This is a genomic window from Staphylococcus sp. CoH_129_LAB_1, from assembly GCF_058191515.1.
Window position 1 is genome coordinate 1 of record NZ_JBXWKZ010000079.1, and the last position, 269, is coordinate 269.

A 269-nucleotide genomic window follows, 5' to 3' on the forward strand; every position below is an offset into this window, starting at 1 on the left:
CTTCGGCGCCTCGCCGCACACCTCACCGACGACCACCGACCGGCAGCAGCATCCGCGATCTCCGACCTCGACCGGGCCGTCACCGTACTGAACCGCACCGCGGACCGCCGCGCCGCCACGCACCTCGAGGCGTCCGGCGACTCATTCATCGCCGTGAAGCACAGCGACGCCTCGCCGATCCAGGCGGCGCTGGCCGAGGTCGCGAGCCAGGGCACCGCCCTGCTCATCGAAGACGGGGCGAAGCTGCGCGCCTGCCACGCACCGGGCTG

1 protein-coding gene is annotated in these 269 nt (G+C 73.2%); it reads left to right on the top strand.

The window, feature by feature from the left end:
- A partial coding sequence (locus AC2FB1_RS11195; protein ID WP_490675282.1) for a hypothetical protein occupies positions 1-269 on the top strand: 269 nt, incomplete at both ends.